Here is a 19,239-nt window from a genome sequence, read left to right as displayed (position 1 = left end):
GCGCAGCGCGATGCGGACCGACAACAAGATCGCGAGCGGCCACCGCGCCGCCCGCGCTCACGAGAGGAGCGACTCGCGGTCACGCTCTCCCCCGATCCAGGCGCCCATTGGTGATCAACCACGGCGGCGGCGGGCCGGGCAACTCCCGCGCTCGCCCGCGCGGGGGACGGCACCTGGCGGCAAGGGTGCCCGTTCGCTTCGCCACGTGTCCCGGACAGGCAAGATCGCCGGGTTTTCCTTGCCGCTCCCCTGCCCCGGGACCACCCTCACCCGAGTGCGAGGCGACGTCATGACCGAGGCCACCGTGGACCTCGGCGCCATCGCGCACAACACGCGTGTCTTCGCCGCCGCCACGAACGCCGAGGTGATGGCGGTCGTCAAGGCCGACGGGTTCGGCCACGGCGCGCTCGCCACCGCCCGTGCCGCGCTGGCCGCCGGAGCGACCTGGCTGGGCGTGGCCACCTGCGGGGAAGCCCTCCAGCTGCGCGCCGCCGGCGTCGACGCGCCGCTGCTGAGCTGGCTCCACGCCCACGACGCGGGCCTGCGTGAGGCCATCGCCGCCCAGGTGGACCTGTCGGTGTCCTCGCTCGAGCACCTCCACGCCGTGCTCGCCGACGGCCTCGTCCCGACCGTGCACCTCAAGGCGGACACCGGGCTGCACCGCAACGGCGCCGTCGCCGAGGACTGGCCCGCGCTGGTCCGCCGGGCCGCCGAGCTCGAACGGCAGGGCCGCGTCCGCGTCCGCGGCGTCTGGTCACACCTCATCCACGGCGAGGACTCGACCGCGCCCGGTCTGTCCGCCCAGGTCGCGCGGTTCCGGGACGCGCTCGGCGTCGCCACCGGCGCCGGGTTGCGGCCCAGCGTCCGGCACCTGGCCAATTCGGTCGCCGCGCTCGGCGCTCCGGAGACGCACTACGACCTCGTCCGGCCCGGTATCGGCCTGTACGGCATCGAGCCCGACGTCAACCGCACCTACGGGCTGCGTCCCGCCATGACCCTGCGGGCGCGGCTCGTGCTGGTGAAACGGGTGCCCGCCGGCAGCGGTGTGTCCTACGAGCACGACTACCGGACGTCCTGCCCCAGTACGCTCGGCCTCGTCCCGCTCGGGTTCGCCGACGGCGTGCCCCGCTCGGCCGGGCCACGGGCCCAGGTGTGGTGCCGCGGAAGGCGCTTTCCCGTCGCGGGGCGGATCGCGATGGACCAGTTCGTCGTCGACTTCGGCGAGTCCAGCCCGCGTCCCGGCGACGAGGTCCTGGTGTTCGGGCCCGGCGGGCAGGGCGAGCCGACCGTGACGGAGTGGGCGGAGTGGGCCGGCACGATCCCGCACGAGATCTTCACCGGGATCGGCGCCCGGGTGCCGCGCCGCCACGTCGGCCTGCCGGTGCCGGCGACATCGACCGAGGAGTTGCGCAGTGGCTGACCGGATCACCCTCGCCGTGTTGTTCGGCGGGCGCAGCGGCGAGCACGAGATCTCGTGCCAGTCCGCCGCGAGCATCTTCGTCAACCTGGACCGCGGGCGTTACGACGTGGTGCCGGTCAAGATCCAGCCCAGCGGCCGCTGGACGGTCGGGCAGGACGAGCCCGCGCTCGCCGGCCGGGGTTCGGAGGACGCGCTCGACTGGCTGCGCACCACGTTCCCGGAGGACACCACCGCCACCCCCGCGGCGAGCATCGCCGCCGCGCTCACCGCGATGTCCGCCGCCGACCTGGTCTTCCCCGCTCTCCACGGCCCCTACGGCGAGGACGGCACCGTCCAGTCGCTGCTGAGCCTCGCCGGCCTGCCCTACCTGGGCAACGGGGTGCTCGCGAGCGCGCTGGGCATGGACAAGGAGTTCACCAAGAAGGTGCTCACCGGCGCGGGGCTCGCCGTCGCGCCGGGTGCGGTGCTGCGGCCCGGCGACGAGCTGAGCGAGGCCGACCGCGAACGGCTCGGCCTGCCCGTGTTCGTCAAACCCGCCCGCGCCGGTTCCAGCCTCGGTGTCTCCAAGGTCGCGTCCTGGGACGAGCTGCCCGCCGCGCTCGCGACCGCCCGGCTCAGCGACGGCAAGGTGCTCGTCGAGGCCGCGGTCCCCGGCCGCGAGGTCGACATCGGCGTGCTGGAGGTGCCGGGTGGCGGCCTGCGGGTCAGCCCGCCGCTGGAGATCCTCACCGGCGAGGTCTTCTTCGACTACCAGGCCAAATACGCGGACGCCTCCACGGTGCTCGACGTCCCGGCGTCGATCGACCCGGCGATCGAGGCCGCGATGGGCGAGCAGGCGCTGCGGGCCTTCCGCGCGCTCGACTGCCGTGGCCTGCTGCGCGTGGACTTCTTCGTCGGGGAGGACGGCGGCCTCGTAGTCAACGAGGTCAACACCTTCCCCGGGTTCACCAGCCACTCCCAGTACCCGGCGATGTGGGACGCGACCGGGCTGAGCTACCCGAGGCTGATCGACGCGCTGGTCGACGCCGCGCTGTGGTACCACGAGGAGTCCGCAGTGGACACCGCGGTGCTGGGTCCCGCAAACCGGAACGCGCGTTTTCCATCGAACGGGCGGTAACCGGCGGCACCGGATTGCAGGGCGCCGGTCCTCGGCTGAGGATCGGGGCATGGCTGAAACCACCGCTTCGGACGAGTTCGACCTCCGGCCCGAGTTCCCCGGCTCCTTCCGCGGCTACCGGCGGCAGGACGTCGACGAGTGGGTCCGGGCCGTGCGGGTCCGCTTCGAGCGCCAGGCGGCCGCGCTGCGGGAAGCCGAGCAGCGGCTGGCCGAGCTGGGCGCCGACCCCGGCGTGCCGATCGAGCACGCGGGCTCCGGCACCATCGGCGCCAGGGTCGAGCGCATCATCGCGCTGGCCGAATCGGAGGCGGAGGAGCTGCGGGAACAGGCCGAGCTCGACGCCGCGAGGATCCGCGCCGCGGTCGAGCACGAGGCCGACCAGGCCCGCCGCTTCCGCGAGCAGGCGGCCAAGGCCGCGGCCGACGAGTCCCGCCGGATGATCCAGCGGGCCGAGGAGGAGGTCACGCGCCTGCGCGAGACCCGCAAGGACCTGATGGCGCAGCTGCTCAAGATCGGCGAGACCGTCGACCGCGTGACCGACCGGCTGGAGGAGACCGCGCCGAAGCCGCGGCAGCCGGAGGCCGAGCCGGCCGAAACCAAGACCGAAACCAAGGCCGAGGCCGAAACCGGGACGACCGAGCCGCCCGCCGACGGCACCCCCGTGCAGCCGCTGGCCGACGCCAAGGCCCGGCTGGAGAAGGTCGCCGCCACCCCCTGAGCCCGCCGCTATTCGTAGTGCACGTACAGCAGCGCCACGTCGTCGTCGTGGCGGCCGCCGGTGAGGCTCTCGATCACCTCGTCGCAGGCCGCCTCGACGTCGGCGCTCACGGCCAGGTTGCCGAGCTTGCCCAGCAGGACCTCGATCCCCTCGGTGAGGTCCCGCGTGTGGCTTTCGATGAGCCCGTCGGTGTAGAGCACCAGCCGCGTGTCCCGCGGGAAAGCGCACTTCAGCTGCGGGAAGTCCGCGCCGACGCCCAGCGGCATCGCGAGCGCCTCGCCCAGCTGCTCGACGGCCCCGTCCGGGTGCAGCAGCACCGCGGGCAGGTGCCCGGCGTTGGCGAAGGTGAGGGTGCCCGCCCCCGGGTCGAGCACGGCGTAGAAGCACGTCACGAACGACGCGCCGGGCGTCGTCCCGACCAGCTGTGACACGGTGCGCAGGACCTCCGACGGCGTGAGGTCGAGCAGTGCGCAGGACCGGATCGCCGTGCGGACCTGGCCCATGATCGCCGCGGCGGTCACGCCCCGGCCCACGACGTCGCCGATGACGAACGCGGTGCGGTGCCCGCCGAGCTCGATCACGTCGAACCAGTCGCCGCCGACCTTCGAGCCCGTCGCGGCCGGCTGGTACCGCGACACGATCCGCAGTCCCGCCGGTTCCGGCAGCACGGGCAGCATGCTGCGCGCCAGCTCGCTCGCCATGGTGCGCTCCCTGGCGAAGAACCGGGCGTTCTCCAGCGCGATGGCGGTGTAGCCCGCGATGCCCTCCGCCAGGTACTCGCCGCGCTCGTCGAACCGGCCCGGCTGGTCGTGCCCGAAGAACAACCCGCCCAGCACCTCCCCCGTCGACGGGGCGATCACGGGCACGGCGAGGTAGCTGCGCACGGGCAGGTGCCCCTCCGGCATCCCGTGGTAGGGCTCGTTGTGGCCGTAGCGCGGATCCCGGGTGATGTCGTCGCTGCGGACCGTGCCGACCCCGTCGAAGGTCGGGCCGAACACCTTGGTGTTGCGCGGCATCGGGAAGTTCGCGAAGGCCTCGCGGGGCGCGCCGGAAAGCGTGTACAGGGTGTAGGACTCGCCGTACTCGTCGATCAGGTTGTAGAAGAACGCCCCGAAGGCGGCGCCGGTGGCCGTGGTCGCCGCGTCCGTGGCGTCCTGCACCAGCGCGTCCACCTCCAGCTGGGCGGTGAGCCTGCGGCCGACCGTGTGCAGGGAGTCCACGACGGCCGCCTCGTTGCGCAGCCGGCGCACCGTCGTCTCGAGTTCGGCGACGCGGGCCGCGGCGGCGTCCCCGAGCGTCGCGTTGTCGTCCCCGTCCAGCACGCCGCGGACGGCCTCGGCGAGCAGCGGGAACTCCGCCCGCGCGGATCCGGGCGCCGGGCGCGGCGCCAGCAGTTCGACGCGGAAGCGCTGCCCGTCGCGCAGTGCACCGGAGAACTCGCCGGCGACAGGTCCATCCGCCGAGCCCGCGAAACCTTCGCACCGGTCGCCCACGAACACCCGCACGCCAGTCAGGGCATCGCCGAAACCGTCCCGCAGTGTGGTCGCGACGGCGGCCGCGGGCCTTGCGGCGGCAGGGTCGAGCCGCCGGAGCGCGGCGGCGAGCCGCAGTGCGGCCGACAGCCCGAACGACGCGAGGTGGTCGGCCACCTGACGACTCCTTCCTCCGGCGCCCTCACCCTAATCGGTGGCCCAGCCCCACGCAGGGTCACCACCGGTACCGGAACGCGTCCCCCTACCCCACGAAACCGTCGACGGGCCAGGAAAGGGTCACGGTCGTACCGTCCGGGGTGGCGGCGATTTCCACCACTCCCGCCAGCGCCTCCATCAAGGGGATGCCACGGCCCCGCAGCCCGTCCACCGAGCCCGGCCGCAGCCACTCGCCGTCGTCCTCGATCCGCACCACGAGGGTCCCCGCGTCCCCCGGCGGGCCGGTGATCACCGCGTGCACCCGCAGCGCCCCCGGTTCGCGCCCGTGGTAGGCGTGCTCGACGGCGTTGGCCATCGCCTCGTACACCGCGAGGCTCACCGCCTCGACCAGCTCCGGCGGCAGCCGCACGGCCCGCGCCCAGTCGTCGACGGCGCGGCGGAGCGCGCTCGCGTTCTCCGCGAGCGCCGGCAACACGGCGCGCAGCTCCGGGGCCGCGGAGGACGCCCGGTGCCTTCCGGAGTCGATGGGCCTCGTCCCCTTTCGCCGCGGCGCCGGCGGTCAGCCCGCCAGCGCCTGCTCCGTGGTCGGGAACACGGCCAGCTCGGCGGTGAGCTTCGTCAGCTGGAGCGGCCGCAACGTGACGCGGCTGGCGGCGACGACGCGGACCGCCGTGCCGGGAGCGGCCTGCCGGTGGGCGGCCACCAGCACCGCCATCCCGGCCGAGGCCAGGAACGTGACCGCGGTCAGGTCGATCACGAGCACCGGTGGCCGCTCGCGGAGCGCCGCGTCGGTCTTCTGCTGGACCTTCGGGGCGGTGGCGAGGTCGAGCTCACCGGTGACCCGCAGCACGACGGCGTCACCCTCCCGCTCGAGGGTCACCACGCCGTCCGCGCCGTCGTCGTCCCGCTGGGACTCGCCGGAGAACACCGGATCGCTGGCCATGCGCCACATCATGCCCGGTGGCGCCCCCGGAGGCCATCCCGTCCTGCGGACCGGCCGCGCACCGTCCACGGTGGACGGGGCGCGGTCAGGAGGTTTCGGGTTCGTCGACCAGGTGCACGGCGGCCTCTTCCGCCGAGGCCCCGGCACCGTCGACGCCCACGTCGGTGGCCCACAGCTCGGTGTCGCCGCCGTCGGACGCCAGCAGCCGCCCGGCCCGCGACGTGCCGACCTCGTCGTCGAGCAGTTCGCCGTCAGTGTCCCCCGCGTCACCGAGACCGTCGCCGTCGTAGTCGGCGTTCTCGGGCAGTTCGCGGGCCAGCCGCCGGTCCAGCCCCTCGCCGGTCTCCTCCTCGCGCGGCGTGGTGCCCCAGTCGCGCACCGCCCACGGCCGCTCGGCCGCGGTGTAGCCCTCGTCGAGCGGGTCGGCGGGGCGTCCGCTTTCCAGTGTGTCGTCGCCGTCGAGTTGCTCGAAGACGTCGTCATCGTTGTCATCGGGCCAGTCGGCCATCGGTGCTCCTCGTGGTAGCTCAGGCCGAACATAACGATTCCGGCCGGCGGCGGAAAGGGACTGCGGTCCCGCCGGCGGTACTCTAAGTTTCCCCGCATGACCGAGTCACCGGGCCCTTACGAGGCCTATCCCTCCGGTGGGGAGAGCACCGCTCCGCCCGCCAGGCCCCAGCCGCCGTCGTCGATCAACATCGCGTTCTGCGCGTTCCTCCTCTCCACGGTGATCAGCCTCGTGTCCGCGCTGCTGCTGCTCGGCAGCAAGGACGAGGTCGCCGACCAGCTGCGGCGGAACAACACGGCGCGGCTGACGGAGGACCAGATCTCCACCACCGCCCAGATCACCGTCACCGCGTTCGTCGTCATCGCGATCGTGATCGCCCTGATCTACCTGTGGCTCGCGTTCAAGCTCCGCGCCGGCCGCAACTGGGCCCGCATCACGCTGACCGTGTTCACGGTGCTGCAGGTGATCTCGCTGACCGCGGGCCACGGCACCATCGTCGGGTACCTCAGCGTGCTCGCCGCCGCCGTGGGGCTGGTCTTCTCCTACATCGGCGGGTCGAACGAGTACATCAACACCGTCAAGGGATCACGGGCGTAAGGAGTTTCCGCACCGTGCGCGCCGGGAAGCCGGGACCATGACGGCACCGGTGAGCGTGGTGGAACGGGAGCGCAAGTTCGACCTCGACCCGGACCAGCCGGTACCCCGGCTGGCCGGGACCGGGCCGGTCGCGGCCAGCGCGACCCCGTCGAGACGACCCTCGAAGCCACCTACTTCGACACCCCTGATCTGCGGCTCACCCGCGCCCGCATCACGTTGCGGCGCCGGACCGGCGGCACGGACGAGGGCTGGCACCTCAAGCTGCCGCGACCGGACGGGGCCCGCGAAGAGCTGCACCTCCCGCTGGACGAGGGCACCGCCGTGCCCGCGCAGCTCGCCGAACTCGTGCGGCCGCAGCTCGGCGACGGGGAGCTGTCCGCGGTGGTACGCCTCAAAACCGTGCGGCGCAGCCACGACCTCGTCGACGCCGACGGCACCGTGCTCGCCACCCTCGCCGACGACCAGGTGGCGGGTGAGCTGGCCGGGGACGTCCTGCACCTCGACGGCTGGCGTGAACTGGAGGTCGAGCTGGCCCCGGGTGCGCCGCCGGAGCTGCTGGGCACCCTCGCGCACGCGTTGATCGCCGCCGGGGCCCGCCCGGCGTACTGGCCGTCGAAGCTCCGGCGCGTGATCGCGCCCCGCCTGCCCGACAAGCCCCCGGCGCCGGGCCGGCGCGCCACGGCGGGAGAGGTGGTGCTCGCCTACCTGCGTGCGCAGGTCGCGGCGATCCGCGAGCACGACCAGCGGGTCCGGCGGGACGCCGGGGACGCCGTGCACCAGCTCCGGGTGGCCATCCGCCGCACGCGGTCCGCGCTCACCGTGTTCCGGCGGGTGCTCGATCGCGACGCCACCCGTGCACTCTCCGCCGAGCTGAAGTGGGCGGCCGGGGAGCTCTCCCCCGCGCGGGACACCGAAGTGCTGTACGAGCACCTTTCCGGGCAGCTCACGCACCTGCCCGAGGCCGCGGTGGTCGCGAACGCGCCCGCGCGCCTGCGGTCCCGGTTCGAGCAGCGGACGGCGGAGGCGCGGGAGCGGGTGCGCACCGCACTCCGCAGCGGGCGCTACGCCGCGCTGTTCGAGTCGCTCGACCGCCTGCTGGCCGAGCCGCCGCTGACCGAGCGCGCGAACGCACCCGCGCGCGCCGAGCTGGAGCAGGCGCTGAAGCGCGCACACGGCAGGCTCGCCGACCACGTCGCCCGGCTCACCGAACTGGCCCCGGGGCCCGAGCTCGACGCGGGGCTGCACGAGGTGCGGAAGAAGGCGAAGCGGGCGCGGTACGCGGCCGAGGTCGTCGTGCCGGTCGCCGGAAAGCGCTTACAGCGTTGGCAGCGCGAGGTGAAAGCGCTCACCAAGGTGCTCGGCGAGCACCACGACTCCGTGGTCGCGCGCGAGGCGCTGCGCGACCTGGCCGGCGACGAGGGCGCGTTCACCTTCGGCGTGCTCTACCAACGGGAACTCGACTGCGGGCACCGGCTGCACGAGCGGTTCTCGCGGCTCTGGAAGGGCCTCGGCGCGCCCTGACCTCAGCAGGGCGGCGGGGTGTTCGTTGTGGACGGTGCCGTCGTGCTCGTCGGCGTGGTGCTGGTGGTCGGCGTCGCACTGTCCGAAGTGGACGACGGCGGCGGGCAGGTCGGCGGCGGCGTGGTCGAACCACCACTGCTGCTCGTGGTGGTCGTGGTCGTCGTCGTGGTGGTGCTGCTCGACGAGCTCGTGGTCGTGGTGGTCCTCGAAGAGGACGAGGACGACGTGGTGCTCGTGGCGCTGGACGTCGTCGCCGGCGGGGCGCTCGACGGCGGCGGCGTGGTCACCGGCGCGGACGGCGGGGCCTCCGGGGTCACCGGTGCCGGCGGGGCCTCCACGACGGGACCGGGCAGCGCGGCGGAGCCCGCGACCGGCCCGGCGGGCAGCTGCCCGTCCGGGACGGAACTGGCGCCGCGGGCGTACGCGTCGGCCCACAGCAGCACCGTGCGGACGTAGGAGTCCGAGTGGTTGTACCGGAACACCGCCTGCGCCCGCTGCTGCGGGTCACGCAGGTCACCGCCTCCGGCGCACAGGTACTTCCCCGCGGCGAGCGCGGCGTCGTACAGGTTGCCCGGGTCGGCGACCCCGTCACCGTTGCCGTCGGAGGCGTAGTTCCGCCACGTGCCCGGGATGAACTGCATGGGCCCGACGGCCCTGTCCCACCGGGTGTCCCCGTCGTACACGCCGCCGTCGGTGTCCGGGACGGCCGCGAAGCCGACCCCGTTGAGGATCGGGCCCAGTATCGGGTTGACGGTGGTGCCCCGGCCGTCGACGCGGCCGCCCCTCGCGTGGTTGGACTCCACGCGGCCGATGGCCGCCAGCAGCGACCAGCTCACGTGGCAGCCCGGCGCGAGCCTGGCCAGCTCCTGCTCCGCGCGCTGGTAGGCGCGCAGGGCCGACTCCGGGATGCCCAGCGCGCCCACGACCGGCGCGTCGAGCGTGCTCAGCGGCACGTCGGCGAACGACGGCAGCTGCTGCGCGAGCATCGCGGGGTCACCGGCCGCGGCCAGGACCTCCGGGCTCAGCGCGGGCTGCTGCGGCACCTGACCGTCCGCATCGAGCACGGGAGCGTCCACAGTGGACTGGATCGCGAGTGGAACGCCGCCGCCCCCGAGGAACGGCACGAGCGCGAGGGAGGCCGCGGCCAGCGCACCGGCCTTCGCCCTGGGCGCCTGCGCTCTGCCGCTCCGCCGCTTGGCGTCCCGGCGTTCCGCACGTCCCATTTTCCCGCTCCCCCGCATAGGTTCGTCGCCGGTGTCCGTCACCCGGCCCGGCCGATGATATAAACCCCGCCGCCCCAAGGGAACCGGTTGTACCGCGTCAATTTCCGTTCGTCCGCGCGTTACGGCGACGCCGCTGAACTTTCGTACGAAAGTGCCGGACAACCGGACAACAAACCTGACAGGACGCGGATTTTCTGGTAGAGCGCTACAGTTCTCCGCGCCGGTTCACCAGGAGCGTCGCCACCTGGACGAGCTTGATGTTCAGATCCTGTGAAGTGCGGCGCAGGATGTCGAACGCCTCCTCCGCGCCGATCCCCTGCCGCTGCATGAGGATGCCCTTCGCCTGGCCGATGACGTCCCGGCTCTGCAAGGCCTCGCGCAGCTGCGCGGCTTCCAGCTGCGCGGGTGTGACCGCTTCGGTGGCGGCGAGCGCGGTGGCCGCGTACCCGCCCAGGACGATCGCCAGCTGCCGGTCGAGCCCCGCCAGCCCGTACGGGCGCCGCGAGTAGAAGTTGAGCGCGCCCAGCCTCGGTGGTGTGGCGGGAAACAGCCCGACGGAGAACACGCTGTGCACCCCGGCCCTCGCGGCGGCCGGACCCCAGCGCGGCCACGGGGAGCCTTGGGTCAGGTCGTCGACCCCGACCAGGCCCGCACCGGGGGTGCGCGTCGCCTCGACGCACGGGCCTTCGCGGTGGGTGTACTGCAACTGGTCCAGCTCGTCGGCGAGCGCGTCGGTGCGCACCGGGGTCGTGTAGATCCCCGACGGCGCCCGCAGCGTCACGCTCACGAAGTCCGCGTCGGGCACGACCGCCTTCGCCGCGGTCACCACCCGCTCCAGCACCTCGGCGACCGTGCTCCCCGCCAGCAGCAGGCGTCCGACCTCGGCGAACTGCTCGGCGAGCGGGCCGGCCCAGTCCTCGTCGTCCTCCGCGAACCGGGCCCGGTCCGCGACCCATTCCTGTTCGCTGGTCACCGCTCCCATACTGCACCACCGTGCCCGGACGCCCGGCGGTAGGTTCCCCGCGTCCCCGCAGCCCGCCGGAAGGTGCCGCCGATGAAGCTCTACGCCGAACTCCCCGCCCGCCGGACCACCCAGGCCGTCAGCGACCTCGTCGCCGTCCTGCTCACCGTCCTCGCGGTGTGGCTGGGGCTGACCGTGCACGACGAGGTGCTCCGGCTCCAGGCACCGGGCACGGGGCTGGTCGACGCGGGGTCGAGCCTGGCCCGCACCTTCGACTCCGCCGCGGACCACGCCGACGACGTGCCGCTCGTCGGCGGGGCGCTGGCGGGGGCGCTGCACAGCGGCTCGGCCGCGGGGACCAAGCTGGCCGACGCCGGGCAGTGGCAGATCGACGCGGTGGGGCAGCTCGCGTTCTGGCTCGCCGCGGCGCTGATCTCCGTGCCGGTGCTGTTCCTGCTGGTCACGTGGCTGCCGCTGCGGTGGCGCTTCGCGCGCCGGGCCACCGCGGGGGTGCGGCTGCGCGCGCTCGGCGACGAGGGACGGGACCTGCTGGCGCTGCGAGCGCTGACCGGGCAGGGCCTGCCGCGGCTGGCGGCGGCGGGCGACGTCACGTCGGGCTGGCGGGACCGCGACCCCGAGGTGCTGGCGCGCCTGGCCGGGTGGGAGCTGGCGCGGCTGGGGTTGCGGGGCTGACGCGTCAGCGCACGACGACGTCCGCGACGACCGGCCGGTGGTCGGAGGCGAGCGTCGCCACCGTGCGCGCACCGACCACGCGCACGTCCGGCGAGACGGTCACCAGGTCGATGCGGCTGGCCGGGTCCGCCGCCGGATAGGTCGCCCCCGCCCCGGCCGCGGCGTCCCGCAGGTTCGTCCACAGTGGACCGAGTTCGGGTGCGGCCGCGTCGGCGTTGAAGTCCCCGACGAGGATCTTCGGGCCGCGGTCCTGGCCGAGCACGGCGAGCATGTCGGCGACCTGGCGGGCCCGCACCGCCGGATCGGGCCGGTAGTCCAGGTGCGTGGCGTAGAAGTGGACGAACGTGCCGCGGACGGCGACGACCGCTTCCGCGAAGCCGGGTGCCGGCGCGGGCACCGGGTCGGGGTCCTGGGTCGACAACCGCGTGATCTCGTGGTTTTCCGTGGCCAGCACGGGAAACCGGCTCAGGATCGCGACGCCGAACCGGCGCCGCGGCTGCCCGGGCGCGGCGGGGTCGAGGTCGTAGATCGGCGCGAAGAACACCCGCATGCGCAGCTTCGCGGCGAGTGCGTGCGCCTCGTCGGCGAACTCGCTGCGCTCGCCCCAGTGCACGTCGGCCTCCTCCAGGCCGATCACGTCGGCGTGCAGGTCCCGCAGCGCGGCGGCCGTGCGCTCCAGGTCGAACACGCCGTCCTCCCCCGCCCCGGCGTGGATGTTGTAGGTGGCGACCCGCAAGGGCGGCGGCGCGGCTTCGGCGGGCGCGGCGCCGAGCACGGCGAGGCTGAGGGCGGAAACCACGGCGGCGGCGCGGCAGAGCGAAGTGTGCACGGCGCACAACCTACTGGCGCCGGCACACGAGCGCCTGAACACCAGGCGAACTACCGCCCCGCTTCGAACGCCGTCGCCATCGCCGAGGCGCCGAGGTCGAACGCGCGGCGCAACAACGCCGGGTCCACGGCGAGCCGCGACACGTCCGGCGCGCCGGGCGGCACCAGCACCTGCGTGAGCGCCTCGGATCCCGCCAGCTGCTCGTCGTCGGTGCGGCGGCGCTCCGGCCGCCCGCGCCAGGCGGGCAGGGTGGCCGGGGCCGTCCGGCGCAGGAACGCGGTGACCGCGAGGTTCTCCACCCGCGGCGGCTGCTGCGGGCGCTCGTCTGCGCGGCGGGTGCGCAGGACGAGCACGTGCGTGCAACCGTCGCGGAGCGCGGAGTGGAACGGGATCGGCTCGGTGAGCCCGCCGTCGAGGAGCCGTCGCCCGCCCAGCCGCACCAGCGGGCCCGCGAGCAGCGGCAGCCCGGCCGAACCCCGCAGGGCGAGCTTCAGCGTCTCGGCGTCCCGCAGGTGCGGCGCGAGGTCGACGGCGGCGCCGGTGTCGGCGTCCGTGCCGATGGGGTGCAGCCGCACCGGGTTCGCCAGCACGCCGTCGAAGTCCAGCCCGGCCCACCGCTGGTACACCTCGTTCATCAGGAACTCCAGGTCCACCACCGGTTTGCGGCGCAACGCGGCCCGCGGCCGGATCACGTTGGGCAGCACGTCGGGGTGCCACCAGAACGAGGCACCGTGCTCGGCCTTGCCCGACAACAGCCACGCGCCGGTGATCGCCCCCATCGAGGAGCCGTACACGTCGTCGAACACCGACGTCAGCCCGCGCCGCTCCAGTTCGACGGCCATCCCGCTGGAGTACGTGCCGCGGCTGCCGCCCCCTTCGATCGCCAGGCCGAGCCGGTAGGGGTCCCGCCGCGCGCCCGGCACACTCCCCTCCGCCGCCCGCGCCCGCACCACGTCCAGCACCGAAACACCCACGGTCCGACCCTAGCCGGTGACGTTCCGGTCATTGGCGTCCGAAGTGGACGAACCGGGAGGAACCTGGCTCGCCAGCTGGCGGTCCTCCATCGTGGCGAACCACTCACGTGGCGGGGTCTGGCGCCAGTCGAACACGAACGGCGTGCAGCGGCGGCCGTCGGCGTCGGTGATCTCCGGCAGCCGCCGGTGCCCGATGAACTCGAACACCGGCGCCCAGAACGCGCCCTCCGCGACGCTGGTGTAGCTCAGTGCGGTCCCGGGCGTGGTGGTCCAGCGCAGTGTGAGCGCGCACGCGGTCGGCAGCATGCCGCTGCCGCGCAGCTCCTGGTAGCTTTCCTGGCCCATGATCCAGCGGCCCAGCAGCAGGTGCTGCCCCGGCCGCAGCGGCGCGGTCCGCTCCGCCCACGCCAGCGCCGCCCGTGCCACCGGGTCGTCGGGCACCGGCAGCGTGTCCGGTGCCAGCCGCGGCTGCACGAGCAGCCCGTCGATCCCGCCGCCCCGGCGCCGGAACACGGTGAAGGCGTCCGGCTGCGCCCGCCACCACGCCTCGGCGAGCCGGGCCGCCTGCGGGCCCTCGTTGTGGTCGATGAGCTTGAGCACGGCGTCCCGGTCGGCGGGCGCCGCCGGTTCGGCGCGCGTGTCCGGGACGGCCTCGAACAGGAAGTACTCGCGCAGGGCGCCGTACCGGCTCAGGTAGAGGTAGTCCAGCGCGTTGCGCTGCCCGTCCCCGACGCGGCTGAGCAGGCGCTCGGCCACGTGGCGGTGCACCCGGCGGAACACCTGCTCGTAGTGCGGCCGGTCGCGCAGGCCGGCGAGCAGCGCCTGCCGCGCGGTGGGATGGGGTACCAGGCCCTCGGCGGTGGTCTCGACGAACGACAGCCCGCGCAGCCATTCGAACAGCGCCTCGACGTCGCGGGGCGGTTCGGACAGGCAGTGCCGCAGGAAGTCACCCGTCGTCACGCGGGCCAGCGCGAGCACCTCCAGCGCCTCGCGGTGCCGGTCCGAGGGCACCTCGCGCATCAGCCGCCGCAGCAGCACGGCGACGACGTCGGACGACTCCTCGATGTCCCACGTCCGCTCGTCGCCCGTGCGGTGCCCGGCCACGTCGGCGACGAGGGCCAGCGCGAGCGGGTGGCCGGAGGTGAACCGCAGCACCGCCGGGATCTCGTGCTCGGGGATGCCGCGCCGCCGCAGCAGCTCGGCGGCGTCGGCGGGCGGCAGGTCCCGCACCGGCATCGTGCGCAGCCGCCGCCACCAGCCGCCGTCGGCCCGCCAGTCCGCCCCCGGCTCGTCCCGGCCCGCCACCACGAGCAGGCTCCCCTCGGGTGCGGTCAGCAGGAACGACTCCCGCAGCCACCGTTCGAGCGGGGCCAGCAGCTCGGCGGTGTCGAGCACGAGCAGCCGCAGCCCGGCGGGCCACTCCGCCGAACCCAGCGCGTCGGCGAAGGCCTGCGGGGTGGGCTCGAACATCCGCGCGTCGAGCAGCACGCAGGACTCGCCGTCGGCGACCGCGTCGTCGACGAACCGCTGCAGCAGCGTGGTCTTGCCGACGCCACCAGGCCCGTGCAGCCACAGCACGGAGAACGGCGGCGGGTCCGCCTGCCGCGCCGTGCGCAGGAACGCCAGTTCCTCCGCACGGCCGGTGAAGGCCTGGTTGCGGGCGGCCTGCAGCCGGTCGGACAGCCGGGCGGGCCGCGGTTTCGGGTCGGCCAGCCGCTCCGCGAGCTGCCGCGCCTGCGGCGTGCCGAGGTCCTCGCACAGCGCCACCGCCTCCCGCCGGTGCTTGGCGGCGCCGGTGGTGTCGCCCTGGTGCTCCAGCACGGCGGCGAGCTCGGCCAGCGCCTGCGCGCGTTCCCAGCGGTTCGGGACGCCGGTGAACACCGACAGCGCGAACCGCAGCGGTGCCAGTGCGGCGGGCTGGCGTCCCGCCCGCCGCCACGCCATGCCCTCGTGCAGCGCGGAGTCGGCCTCCAGCAACGGCAGCGCGACCGTGGCGAACAACGCGCGGGCCCGCTGATGCGTCTCCGCCGCCTGCGGCCAGTCCTCCAGCGCCTCCAGCGCCCGCCCGACCAGCAGCAGCGTGAACGACCGCAGCATCCGGTAGGTCTCGGGGTTGGCCTGCTCGCGGGAGAACTCGGCGTCGGCGAGCACCGCCCGGTGCACCGCGAGCCCCTCGTCCGGCCTGCCGACGGCACACAGGATCTGGCCCAGCGCGTTGCGGATCGTGCCCTGCCCGAGCCAGAACCCCAGCTCCCCGGACATCGCCACCGCACGGCGGATGCGGTCGAGCCCCTCCTCCGAGCGGCCGAGGCGCATCAGCACCGCGCCGAGGTAGGCCAGCGCCCACGTCTGCTGCGCCCGGTCCCCGATCGCGGTGGACAGCGCGAGCGCCTGTTCGAGCACTTCGCGGCCGGCCTCGTTGTCGCCGAGGCAGTAGTAGCGCGCCCAGCCCAGCGAGTTGAGCATCGCCGCCTCCTCGGCGCGGCTGCCCAGCGCGCGGGCGGCGGCGAGCCCGAGTGCGGCGACCTCGTCCCACGGCAGCTGCTGCATGCGGCCGTCGGAGAACCAGTGCAGCGCCTTGGCCAGGTCCAGCACCGCCCGGTGCTGCCCGGCACGCGCGGCCGCGCGCTGGGCGGCCAGCCAGTTGCCCGCCTCCGCGTCGAGCCACGCGCGCGCCCCGGCCCGGCTCGTGAACCGGCCGGCGGGTTCCGGCGAGCCCTGGGCGAGCGCGTTGGGCAGGAACAGCCTGCCCGCCTCGACCGCCGTCGTGAGCAGGTGGTCCCACACCCGCGCCCGTGCCTGCTCCGCGGCGGCCTGGTCCTCCTCCGCGGCAAGCCGCTCGCCCGCGTAGAGGCGGATGAGGTCGTGGTAGGCGTACCGTCCGGCGACCCGCGCGGCGAGCAGGATGTTGGCGTCGACGAGCTCGTCGAGGTGCGCCTGGACCTCCGCCTCGGGCAAGCCGGTGGCCACCGCCGCGAGTTCGGCGCCGAAGTCGGGACCGGGCACCACCGCGGCGCGGCGGAACACGAGCCGCGCCGCGGGCGAGAGCCGCCGGTGCGAGATCTCGAACGCCGGGCGCACCCGCAGATCGCCCGCCGCGAGCGCGGCGAGCCGCGTGTGCTCGTCACGCAGCTGCGTCACGAGGTACGCCAGCGACCAGTCGGGCCTGCTCGCCAGCCGGTTGCCCGCGATGCGCACCGCGAGCGGCAGGTGCCCGCACAGCTCGACCAGCTCCGCGGCGGCGCCGGGTTCCGCCGCCACGCGGTCGGGGCCGATGATCGACGCGACGAGCGCCGAGGCGTCCGCGGGGCCGAGCGGGCTCAGCCGCAGCCACCGCGCCGACTCCAGCCCGGCGAGCGCGCGACGGCACGTGATCAGGGTCAGGCAGCCCGCGGTGCCCGACAGGAGGGGCCGCACCTGCGCCTCGTCGGCGGCGTTGTCGAGCACGACGAGCAGCCGGCGCCCGGCCAGCAGCGAGCGGTACAGCGCGGACTGCCCCTCGACGGTGGCGGGGATCCGCGCCGGGGGCACGCCGAGCGCCCGCAGCAGGGTGTCCAGCGCGGCACGCGGGGTCACCGGCTGGTCGTCCATACCACGCAGGTCGAGCGACAGGAAGCCGTGCGGGAACCTCTCGCGCAGCGTGTGGGCGGCGGACTGGACCAATGCCGTCTTGCCCACGCCCGGCTGGCCCACCACGGACACCACGACGCCGCCGGGGGTGTCCGCCGCGGCGTCCGCGGCTTCCCGCAGCCGGTCCAGCTCGGCCGTGCGGCCCACGAGGTCCGCGACGGCGGGCGGCAGCGTGCCCAGCACGGTGCCCGCGGCGGGCGCGGGCGCGCGCTCGGTGCCGCGCCGCCTGCCTTCCCGCGCCGCGGCGAGAAAACCCGCCCGGTCCGCGCCCGCCAGCCCCAGGGCGTCGGCCAGCACCTCGGTCGACCGGCGCTGCGCCGCGCGGGCGCGGCCGCGTTCGAGGTTGCTCAGGGCGCGGACGCTGACGCCGGAAGCCTCGGCCAGCTCGGCCTGGGTCATCCCGGCGGCGTGCCGGTACCGCCGGAGCAGCTCCCCGAACGCCGGGCCTTCGTCGTGTTCGTCCCCGTTCACCGCCGCCCATTAAACCGGCATCGCCGCCTCACGTGTGCCGCGGCACGACGGAGTACACCTCCAGGTCCCGGGGCGCGCCCTTGGCCCGGAAGCGGCGCCGACGCCGGACCACGTACCCCGCAGCGTCCACAGTGGCCAGTGCGGGACCGGAGACGAGCACCTCGCCCGCCGTGGCCGCGGCCGCGACGCGGGCCGCCACGTTGACGTCCACGCCGAGGTAGTCGCCGCGCACGCGGCGCGGGTGCCCGGTGTGCAGCCCCGCCCGCAGCTGCGGCCGGTAGCCGTCGAGCGTGATCGCGCTGACCGCGGTGCACGCCTCAGCCGCGGCCCCGATCGCCGCCCCGGCGGCCGGGAACACCGCCATCACGCCATCCCCGAGGGACTTCACCACCTTCCCGCCGTGCCGCGAGACCACGGCGCCGGTGACGTCGCCGACCTCCCGCAGCAGGCGCAGGACGGAGTCGTCCCCCGCGTCGAGCGCCCAGCTGGAGAACCCGACGAGGTCGGTGAACAGGATCGTCACCTCGCCGCCGGCGGCGCCCGGTCGCGAGAACGCCTGCCAGGTCCGCACCGCCGCGAGCCCCAGTTCCCGTGCCGCGCTGGGCCTGCCGCCGCCCGCCTCTTCGAGCAGCCGGGCGACGCGGTCCGACGGGCGGTCCGAGCCGGGCAGCGCCACCACGTCCGCCCCCGGCGCCAGCCGCCGCACCGCTCGCGCGGCACGGATGGCGACCGCGTGCCGGTCGGCGTCCCGCAACCACCGCCGCGCCCTCGGCTCCTCGCTCACGCCGCTGACCCTACTGGCGCGTAACCCTCAGCTGGAAGCGCGTCACCGCCACCTGCGCCACCACCACGAGCACCAGCAGCCACACCACCGCGCTGCCTTCCGCGCCCAGCCAGCCCACCAGCCCCGGCCCGGCCACGGCGATCGACGCGACCGCGAGCGCCCACCAGCCGCCGCGGCCGGCGACCAGTCCCATCACCGACCCGAGCAGGCCCAGCGCGGCGACGGCCCCGCACAGCAGCCACCGCGTGCCGGCCGGGGGTGGCCCGTGCCCGATGACGTCCCCGAGTCCGCTCGCCAGTGCCACGACCACGCCCGCGGTGAGGCAGTGCAGCGGCAGCATCACCCGCGCGGGCAGCGCGTGCCCGCCGAGGAACGGCACACCGCCGGAACCGTGCCGCAGCATCACCGCCCAGAGCGCGGCCAGCAGCGCCAGCGCGCCGAACACGGTCCGGTACAGCGGGGTCGCCCAGTGCTCCGTGGCGGTCATCGCCTCGGTCACCACGAGCACGCCCTCGCCGAGCACGATGATCATGAAGAGGCCGAGGCGCTCCCCGATGTGCGCGGCGTCGAGGTGCACCAGCTGCGCCTGGGGCACCGGGCGCGATCCGCGGTGCTGCTCGCTCCTCCGGCTGAACCCGGCCACCGCCCGCTTCCCCGCGAACAGGAAGGTGATCACCAGGTCGAGCGCGAGGCCCAGGGCCCACAGCACGTACCGCCACGGCGCTTCGGCCCACAGCGACACGATCCACGGCACCACCCCCGAGCCCACCTGGACGGCGGGCCAGTCGACGACGATGCGCCGCACGTCACGGCTCTGCCACACCCGGTCCGCCAGCACGCGCACCGTGACGTAGGCGATGGCGAAGGTCCTGGCGTGCTCGCCGCCGACGCCTTCGACCGCGGCCGCCATGATCGCCAGCCCCAGCATCGCGCCGAACACGGGCGCCACCCGCGTCGCGCCACCGGCCACGTTGCCGTAGACGGTGAAGCACATCCAGGCGGTCCAGAACGCGAGGAAGCACACCACGTACAGCCCGGCGTCGCCCCAGGAACGCGTGGTGTGGACCAGGTGCGACAGCTGCGCGACGCCCGCCACCGCGACCAGGTCGAAGAACAGCTCCAGCCAGGAGGCGTGACGCTCCCCGGTCCCGGTTCCTTCGGTCACGCGGCTCAGTATGGGGCTGGCTGGACCACTGATCCA

At 74.7% G+C, this 19,239-nt stretch carries 17 protein-coding genes; 6 read left to right on the top strand and 11 right to left on the bottom strand.

Annotation, left to right across the window (positions count from 1 at the left end):
• Positions 1-274: 274 nt before the first annotated feature.
• Genes alr through BMZ92_RS02350 form a run of 3 tightly spaced genes read left to right on the top strand, consistent with a single transcriptional unit; the run spans position 275 to position 3,255 of the window.
• A complete protein-coding gene (alr, locus tag BMZ92_RS02360) occupies positions 275-1,420 on the top strand; it encodes an alanine racemase (RefSeq protein WP_342743450.1) in 1,146 nt (381 codons plus the stop codon).
• Positions 1,413-2,537 carry a D-alanine--D-alanine ligase family protein gene (locus BMZ92_RS02355; protein ID WP_091503977.1) on the top strand — a complete coding sequence of 375 codons (1,125 nt, stop codon included), beginning with the start codon at positions 1,413-1,415 and terminating at the stop codon, positions 2,535-2,537. Before alr ends, BMZ92_RS02355 begins: the two co-directional genes overlap by 8 nt.
• 49 nt (positions 2,538-2,586) lie before the next feature.
• On the top strand, positions 2,587-3,255 hold the full coding sequence (locus tag BMZ92_RS02350) for a hypothetical protein (RefSeq protein ID WP_091503976.1): 669 nt from the start codon (positions 2,587-2,589) through the stop codon (positions 3,253-3,255).
• Between the two features lie 8 nt (positions 3,256-3,263).
• On the opposite strand, the gene BMZ92_RS02345 is transcribed toward BMZ92_RS02350, so the two are convergent.
• The 4 genes from BMZ92_RS02345 to BMZ92_RS02330 form a co-directional block, all read right to left on the bottom strand.
• Positions 3,264-4,904 (bottom strand): PP2C family protein-serine/threonine phosphatase, encoded by a 1,641-nt coding sequence (locus BMZ92_RS02345; protein ID WP_177228504.1) that lies wholly within the window; start codon positions 4,902-4,904, stop codon positions 3,264-3,266.
• An 85-nt stretch (positions 4,905-4,989) separates the two neighbouring features.
• Positions 4,990-5,379: an ATP-binding protein gene (locus BMZ92_RS02340; protein ID WP_177228503.1), complete on the bottom strand. Its 390-nt coding sequence runs from the start codon at positions 5,377-5,379 to the stop codon at positions 4,990-4,992.
• 84 nt (positions 5,380-5,463) lie between these two features.
• Positions 5,464-5,847 carry an STAS domain-containing protein gene (locus BMZ92_RS02335; protein ID WP_091504310.1) on the bottom strand — a complete coding sequence of 128 codons (384 nt, stop codon included), beginning with the start codon at positions 5,845-5,847 and terminating at the stop codon, positions 5,464-5,466.
• A gap of 85 nt (positions 5,848-5,932) precedes the next feature.
• Positions 5,933-6,355 (bottom strand): DUF5709 domain-containing protein, encoded by a 423-nt coding sequence (locus tag BMZ92_RS02330; protein ID WP_091503974.1) that lies wholly within the window; start codon positions 6,353-6,355, stop codon positions 5,933-5,935.
• A gap of 96 nt (positions 6,356-6,451) precedes the next feature.
• Between BMZ92_RS02330 and BMZ92_RS02325 the strand changes: the two genes are divergently transcribed.
• Positions 6,452-6,952, top strand: coding sequence for a hypothetical protein (locus BMZ92_RS02325; RefSeq protein ID WP_245782844.1), 501 nt, complete (start codon positions 6,452-6,454; stop codon positions 6,950-6,952).
• Between the two features lie 189 nt (positions 6,953-7,141).
• A complete protein-coding gene (locus tag BMZ92_RS38530) occupies positions 7,142-8,473 on the top strand; it encodes a CYTH and CHAD domain-containing protein (protein ID WP_245782883.1) in 1,332 nt (443 codons plus the stop codon).
• A gap of 2 nt (positions 8,474-8,475) precedes the next feature.
• Here BMZ92_RS38530 and BMZ92_RS02315 read toward each other — a convergent pair whose 3' ends face one another.
• The gene (locus tag BMZ92_RS02315) at positions 8,476-9,696 is read right to left on the bottom strand and encodes a lytic transglycosylase domain-containing protein (protein ID WP_091503972.1); all 1,221 of its coding nucleotides are present in this window, start codon (positions 9,694-9,696) and stop codon (positions 8,476-8,478) included.
• 205 nt (positions 9,697-9,901) lie between these two features.
• Entirely contained in the window at positions 9,902-10,678 is a 777-nt protein-coding gene (locus BMZ92_RS02310; protein ID WP_091503971.1) for an ANTAR domain-containing protein, read from the bottom strand.
• Between the two features lie 72 nt (positions 10,679-10,750).
• Between BMZ92_RS02310 and BMZ92_RS02305 the strand changes: the two genes are divergently transcribed.
• Positions 10,751-11,350 (top strand): hypothetical protein, encoded by a 600-nt coding sequence (locus tag BMZ92_RS02305; RefSeq protein WP_091503970.1) that lies wholly within the window; start codon positions 10,751-10,753, stop codon positions 11,348-11,350.
• Between the two features lie 4 nt (positions 11,351-11,354).
• On the opposite strand, the gene BMZ92_RS02300 is transcribed toward BMZ92_RS02305, so the two are convergent.
• From BMZ92_RS02300 to BMZ92_RS02280, 5 genes are read right to left on the bottom strand one after another with little or no spacing between them, the layout of a single operon-like run.
• Positions 11,355-12,179 (bottom strand): endonuclease/exonuclease/phosphatase family protein, encoded by an 825-nt coding sequence (locus tag BMZ92_RS02300; RefSeq protein ID WP_245782843.1) that lies wholly within the window; start codon positions 12,177-12,179, stop codon positions 11,355-11,357.
• Between the two features lie 50 nt (positions 12,180-12,229).
• Positions 12,230-13,153: a patatin-like phospholipase family protein gene (locus tag BMZ92_RS02295; protein WP_245782842.1), complete on the bottom strand. Its 924-nt coding sequence runs from the start codon at positions 13,151-13,153 to the stop codon at positions 12,230-12,232.
• A gap of 9 nt (positions 13,154-13,162) precedes the next feature.
• Positions 13,163-17,254 (bottom strand): AAA family ATPase, encoded by a 4,092-nt coding sequence (locus BMZ92_RS37780; protein WP_245782841.1) that lies wholly within the window; start codon positions 17,252-17,254, stop codon positions 13,163-13,165.
• Positions 17,255-17,282: 28 nt separating this feature from the next.
• Positions 17,283-18,038, bottom strand: coding sequence for an adenylate/guanylate cyclase domain-containing protein (locus BMZ92_RS02285; RefSeq protein ID WP_091503969.1), 756 nt, complete (start codon positions 18,036-18,038; stop codon positions 17,283-17,285).
• 10 nt (positions 18,039-18,048) lie between these two features.
• Entirely contained in the window at positions 18,049-19,203 is a 1,155-nt protein-coding gene (locus BMZ92_RS02280; RefSeq protein ID WP_091503968.1) for a low temperature requirement protein A, read from the bottom strand.
• Between the last annotated feature and the right edge of the window lie 36 nt (positions 19,204-19,239).

Source organism: Amycolatopsis sacchari (assembly GCF_900114035.1).
Taxonomy (GTDB): Bacteria; Actinomycetota; Actinomycetes; order Mycobacteriales; family Pseudonocardiaceae; genus Amycolatopsis_E; species Amycolatopsis_E sacchari.
The sequence above is the reverse complement of the archived record's forward strand: the minus strand, read 5'-3'. Positions and strand labels throughout refer to the sequence as shown.